Here is a 5,928-nt window from a genome sequence, read left to right as displayed (position 1 = left end):
TTCTTAATTTTCTGAAAAATTAAAGCTGAAATTAAGAAGATTTTAAACATATAAATAAATTTACTCTTTAAAGCTGATAAGTCGTAGTGTTATTTGACAACATACATAAACGGGGAGTAGAATAACCTATTGTGGAAAGGGTAAAATGCTATAAAAAGAGAATTTCATAAGGCTAAGGTCAATTTAATATAATAGGAAAATAGAAGGATTGTAAATATATTATTCTATGAAGATGTTTTTAATTGCTATAGCTATTACGTTTTGTTCAACATTAGGTTTATTACTCTCAAATCACCCATGGCTAGCAATACTGATAGTTGGAATAATAGGTTCTGTATCAACATTTATCTTTGGAATATTAAATATAAGAGGGCCTTCGGCTCTATTTTTTATAATGGCATTTACAATGACAATTGGAATTAAAGTGGATAAGTCTGATGTTCCTATTTTTGCTTTATCTGTATTGGCTGGCAGTTTGTTTTCATGACTAGTTAGTATGATTGGATATTTTTATAATCCCCATGGGCCTGAAATAAAAAAGGTTAATAAGCTATTTGCAGACTTATTGCAATTAGCAGAAAGTGTAGGAAAAACTGATTTAACTAAGGTTAAAAGTAATGTTGTTAATTCATTAGAAGATACTGAAGGAATCTTAACTACAGGTTACGTAAAATGGAAAATATCTCCCGTTTTTAATAGACTATATTTACTGAATGAATATGCAAATAAAATGTTTGTACAAATAATAGAACTTAATGAGAATAATAAATTACCAGATGAAATAATATCTATTATTAAAAAATTGCAGGAAAATATAGATTTACAGTCTGATAAAAAAATAGAAATAAAAAAGATAGATAAAGGTGTATATCCTGAATACGATAAACTTTTAGAAATAATATATGATATACAATCCATAATTAATACACCTTTAGAGCTTATTGGTGATAATGTTGTGATTTTAAAACCATCATTACCAATGATAATTAGAAAGTCTATTGATAAAAATTCTATTGTATTTAGAAATTCATTAAGATATGGAATAATATTAATGTTTTCTGCATTTGTGTCTTATAAGATTAATCTACCAAAAACTTATTGGATTGTATTGTCGTGTGCATCAGTTATGTATGGTTCAAGTATAATGACTACATTTCACAGATAAATACAGCGTTCTATTGGAACTATTTTTGGTGTAGGGGTAGCTATGTGTATTGGATATCTACATCCGCAAAGTTATCTTATTGCATTATTTAATATGATATTAACCATATTGACAGAATTCTTTATAGCTAAAAATTATGCGCTTGCTACAATATTTTTTACACCAAATGCAATATTAATTGCAGAAGCATCTTCTAGTGCATATACTACTGCTAATTTAGCCACAGCACGTATTATTATCTTAAAACAAAAAATTGAAATTGATTTTAATAATTTTAATTTAGCATATAATACAGCATTAGGTGAAATTCCTAATGATGAAAAAAGACTTGAAATGATGTGGCCTATAGTATTTGTATTGGAACAAATAAATTATCTATTAGCACAGTATAGTATTAATGAAGAAATAATAAATATATCTAATAAACAATTAGAAGATATAGTTTTTGTTTATGAATCTATGGCGAACAATATTGAATTAGGTACAAAAATGGACTATAGAGAAATTAAAATTTATAATGGTATGGAATCATTATGTAAGGAAATTAATTCTCTTCAAGAATATATTGTTAAGATTAGTAACTAAAAAATAAAATTAAAACACTGAAAATTAGTTCTATATAATTAATTAGAGCTAATTCTCAGTGTTTTTTAATAATGTATAGTTTCTATAGAGAGGTTTGTTTATCAAAACAAGTATAAATTTTAGAATAACTATCTGAAAATATCAATTTTATGTGAACTTATTTATAAGTAATTATATTGGTGTGATAAAATAAATAATAAATGATTTAAATTATGAAGATAAGTTGAGGAAAATAAATGGATTTTATAGCAATAGACTTTGAAACAGCAAATGAGAAAAGAAGTAGCCCATGTTCAATAGGTATAGTTGTCGTAAAAGATGGTAAGGTTGTAGAAAAGATACATCATTTAATTAAACCAAAAGAAATGAGATTTATGCCTATAAATATAGGTATACATGGAATAAGACCTGCCATGGTTGAAAATGAATTAGAATTTGATGAAGTGTGGAAAAAAATAAATAAGTATTTTAAAAATAATCTTGTAATTGCTCATAATGCTTCATTTGATATATCTGTGTTAAGAAAAAGTGCAGAACTGTATGATATTGAATTACCAGAATTTAATTATATATGTACAATGAAACTTGCACGGAATTTTTATAAAAGCATTGATAATGCAAAGCTTAATACGGTAAATGATTTATTAGGATATGAATTTAAACACCATGATGCTTTGTATGATGCACTTGCATGTGGTAATATACTTACTAATATCTGCGATGAATTAGATTGCTATGATATTAAAGAGATATCTAACTTGTTAGGTGTTACTATTGGAAAAGTATATAAGGACGGATACATACCATCTTCCACTAAAGGTAGAGTTTACAGAACATCTTCTAAGGTTTATTCTTATAAGAAGAAAAGAATAATTGATAGATTTGCAGAAGATGCTTTTATGGATGAAGTTGTTGTGATTACAGGAAAGCTTGCCTCTATGTCTAGAGAAGAAGCATATAAAGCTGTAAGGGCATTAGGGGGAACAGCAGGTAGTAGTGTGACTAAAAAGACAACTATTCTTGTAAGTAATATGAGTGGTATATCAGATCTTAGTAGGGCTGAAATGAGCACTAAGATGAAAAAAGCAATGGATTTATCTGAAAGAGGTCAAAAAATAAAATTTTTAAACGAAGAAGAGTTTTGGGATTATAATAAATTTAAAAGAAACTAAATTAAAAAGTATAAAATTGTAATTAAAAATTCTTTAATATATAATTAAATAAAATGAAATATAATCAAAAAAAGGTGAATTGGAGGAAAAGGTTATGGGCAAGAATGACTTTTCTGATATAGAAGATCAAATTAAAGATACTGTACAGAATGCTTTAAATTATATAGACTTTAGTGGCATTAGAGATTCTTTTAATACCACGACAGAAAACACTATTAATGAAGTTAAAAATCAGGTAAAAGATGCTTCAAATTACATTGGGAAAAAAGTTAAAGATTATTCAAGTAGTGAATATGTAAAGAAGATGTTTAAATCAAAGAATATAAATGAAATGGAGAAATACATAGCCAAAAAGCCTAAAGGTAGATATACAGGTAAGATATATAACTATGTTGGAGCTTTTGGAAGTATAGGTTTTGGTATAAGTACACTTGTACTTTCTATAATCGCTATTTTTGGAATAGGAAGTAATGTTTTAAGGTCAGGAATAATTATTCCACTTAGTATAGTTGCTGCTTTTTTTGCAGCCAGTGTTTATTTGACGTATAAAGGTGTGAATATAAGAAAAAGAATAGAAAGATTTAAAAAATATAGTGATTGTTTAATTGAAAAGAAATATTGCACAATTGATAAGCTTGCAAGTTCTGTAAATAAGAAAAATAAGTTTGTTTTAAAAGATTTAGAAAAAATGATGGAGCTTAATATGTTTAGGGAAGGACATATTGATGAAGATAAAAAGTATTTTATTTTAAGTGATAAAATATATGATGAATATCTTATATCATTAGAGTCATATAAGAATAGAGTTAAAGAAGAGGAGTTGAACAGCAATAATAATTCTGAAAAAAGTGATGCAGAATTAGTTGCTGATATAGGTAGAAAATATATTGCTGAAATAAGAAATGCAAATGAAGTTATAGTAAGTCCAGAGATGTCTGATAAGCTTTATAAACTTGAAAATATAGTAAAAGAAATTTTTAATACTATAGAAAAAAATCCAAATAAGCTGCCAGAAGTAAAGAAGTTTATAGATCATTATCTTCCTATAACATTAAAACTGGTGAATTCTTACAAAGAATTAGCTATGCAGTCTATAGAAACAGAAAATATAAAAAAGGCTAAGGAAGAAATAGAAAAGAGTATAGATTTAATAAATACAGCATTTGAAAATTTATTTGATGATTTATTTGAAGATGCTGCAATGGACATATCTTCAGATATATCAGTATTAGAAACACTATTTAATCAAGATGGATTAACTAACAATGACTTTAAAAATAAAAAATAGGGAGAGACGGAGGTCATAAAAATGAATGATGAATTTAATAAAGATGATATTATTACACCAAGTTTAACTTTTGAACCTGTGTTTGAAGAGGATAGAAATGATGATGTGCAAATTATAGAGCAAGAAAAACAACATGAATCTGAAGAAGAAAGTATTTTAACTCCAGAGGAAAAGAAGCTTGTAGATGATTTTGTAGATAAAATTGATTTAAGTAACAGTAATTCAATTCTTCAATATGGAGTAGGGGCGCAAAAGAAAATAGCAGATTTTTCTGAAAGTGCTTTAAATAATATTAAAACAAAGGACTTAGGCGAGGTAGGCAACATGCTTTCGAATGTTGTGCTTGAACTTAAAAACTTTGAAAATACAGATGAGAAAAAGGGATTGTTAGGAATTTTTAAAAAGCCTGCAAAAAAGATTGAGCATATGAAAGTAAAATATGCAAAAGTTGAAGGCAATATAAATAATATATGTGATGCTCTTGAAAAACATCAAATTCAGCTTTTAAAAGATATATCTATGCTTGATAAGATGTATGAAACTAATAAAGTATATTTTAAAGAACTTACAATGTATATATTAGCTGGAAAGAAGAAGCTTGAAAAGGCAAGAAATACTGAATTGAAGGAACTTACTGAAAAAGCACGAATGAGTGGACGTCCTGAAGATGCTCAAACTGCTAATGATTATGCAGCACTTTGTGATAGATTTGAAAAGAAGATTCATGATCTTGAACTAACAAAGATGATTTCATTACAAATGGCACCTCAAATAAGGTTAGTACAAAATAATGATACATTAATGTCTGAAAAGATACAGTCAACAATAGTTAATACTATTCCTCTTTGGAAAAGCCAAATTGTATTAGCACTTGGAGTAGCACATTCTCAAAATGCGGTAAAAGTACAAAATGAAGTGACAAATATGACTAATGAGCTTCTTAAGAAAAATGCAGAAACTTTAAAAATGTCCACAATAGAAACTGCAAAAGCTTCTGAACGTGGAATAGTTGATATTGAAACATTAAAACATACAAATGAATCATTAATATCTACATTAGATGAGGTTATGAAAATACAAGAAGAAGGACGTAATAAACGAAGAGAAGCAGAAATAGAACTTCATAATATAGAAGAGCAGCTTAAGAATAAGCTTTTATCCATTAGAAAGAAATAGGGTTATTTAACAAAAAAATCAAAAAATATCAAGATAAATGTAATTATTAAAACATCCTGTAAATTTTAAATTAAATTTACAGGATGTTTTTTTGAAAAAAATTTTCAGAAATATTTTCTATTATTTATATTAAATGAAAATTTTTTTATATAATTTAATTATAATCAATAAATATGTGAAAAAAATCGCTGTTTTTAAATTATAATCATATAAATATAAATAATGGATAAAAATACCTTCAAAACTCATACAACAGTTCGACAAACAAAAATAAAAGAACGTTATATAATGATATCAATCCGGAAGCACTGGATAATTAATTCACCTTAATAATAATTATTAATTATGCTGCAGCAACTTTAATAAAATTATTTTAAAAATGAGTTAATCTAAAAGATAAAGGATATTTTAATTTTAAGAATTTGAATAAATTACAAAAAATATGGGAAATGAAAGAAAAATTACAACTTTCAACTAATGGTTAAATGAGAATAAGAGAAAAACAGAGAAAATGAGAAGAGTATTTAATGGGTATAGAGAAT

6 protein-coding genes are annotated in these 5,928 nt (G+C 26.3%); all 6 read left to right on the top strand.

Annotated features, from left to right (window positions below; genetic code table 11):
• Positions 1-226 precede the first annotated feature (226 nt).
• The 6 genes from HF850_RS15050 to HF850_RS15025 all read left to right on the top strand — a co-directional run bounded on the left by HF850_RS15050 (position 227) and on the right by HF850_RS15025 (position 5,386).
• Positions 227-487 (top strand): hypothetical protein, encoded by a 261-nt coding sequence (locus HF850_RS15050; RefSeq protein ID WP_169106234.1) that lies wholly within the window; start codon positions 227-229, stop codon positions 485-487.
• Between the two features lie 9 nt (positions 488-496).
• Positions 497-1,165 (top strand): hypothetical protein, encoded by a 669-nt coding sequence (locus tag HF850_RS15045; RefSeq protein WP_169106233.1) that lies wholly within the window; start codon positions 497-499, stop codon positions 1,163-1,165.
• The gene (locus tag HF850_RS15040; protein WP_347564444.1) at positions 1,166-1,750 is read left to right on the top strand and encodes an FUSC family protein; all 585 of its coding nucleotides are present in this window, start codon (positions 1,166-1,168) and stop codon (positions 1,748-1,750) included.
• A 236-nt stretch (positions 1,751-1,986) separates the two neighbouring features.
• Entirely contained in the window at positions 1,987-2,922 is a 936-nt protein-coding gene (locus HF850_RS15035) for an exonuclease domain-containing protein (protein WP_169106231.1), read from the top strand.
• A gap of 94 nt (positions 2,923-3,016) precedes the next feature.
• A complete protein-coding gene (locus tag HF850_RS15030; protein ID WP_169106230.1) occupies positions 3,017-4,210 on the top strand; it encodes a 5-bromo-4-chloroindolyl phosphate hydrolysis family protein in 1,194 nt (397 codons plus the stop codon).
• 21 nt (positions 4,211-4,231) lie between these two features.
• Positions 4,232-5,386, top strand: coding sequence for a toxic anion resistance protein (locus HF850_RS15025; RefSeq protein WP_169106229.1), 1,155 nt, complete (start codon positions 4,232-4,234; stop codon positions 5,384-5,386).
• Positions 5,387-5,928: the final 542 nt, after the last annotated feature.

It is taken from the genome of Clostridium sp. SM-530-WT-3G (genome assembly GCF_012843905.1).
In the GTDB taxonomy this organism is placed as follows: Bacteria; Bacillota; Clostridia; order Clostridiales; family Clostridiaceae; genus Clostridium.
This window is presented reverse-complemented; position numbering and strand designations above follow the sequence as displayed.

Bases quoted from the DNA above. Each gene is read 5' to 3' on its own strand.
- HF850_RS15045 (WP_169106233.1), top strand. From the start codon at position 497: ATGATTGGATATTTTTATAATCCCCATGGGCCTGAAATAAAAAAGGTT.
- HF850_RS15035 (WP_169106231.1), top strand. From the start codon at position 1,987: ATGGATTTTATAGCAATAGACTTTGAAACAGCAAATGAGAAAAGAAGT.
- HF850_RS15030 (WP_169106230.1), top strand. From the start codon at position 3,017: ATGGGCAAGAATGACTTTTCTGATATAGAAGATCAAATTAAAGATACT.
- HF850_RS15025 (WP_169106229.1), top strand. From the start codon at position 4,232: ATGAATGATGAATTTAATAAAGATGATATTATTACACCAAGTTTAACT.
- HF850_RS15050 (WP_169106234.1), top strand. From the start codon at position 227: ATGAAGATGTTTTTAATTGCTATAGCTATTACGTTTTGTTCAACATTA.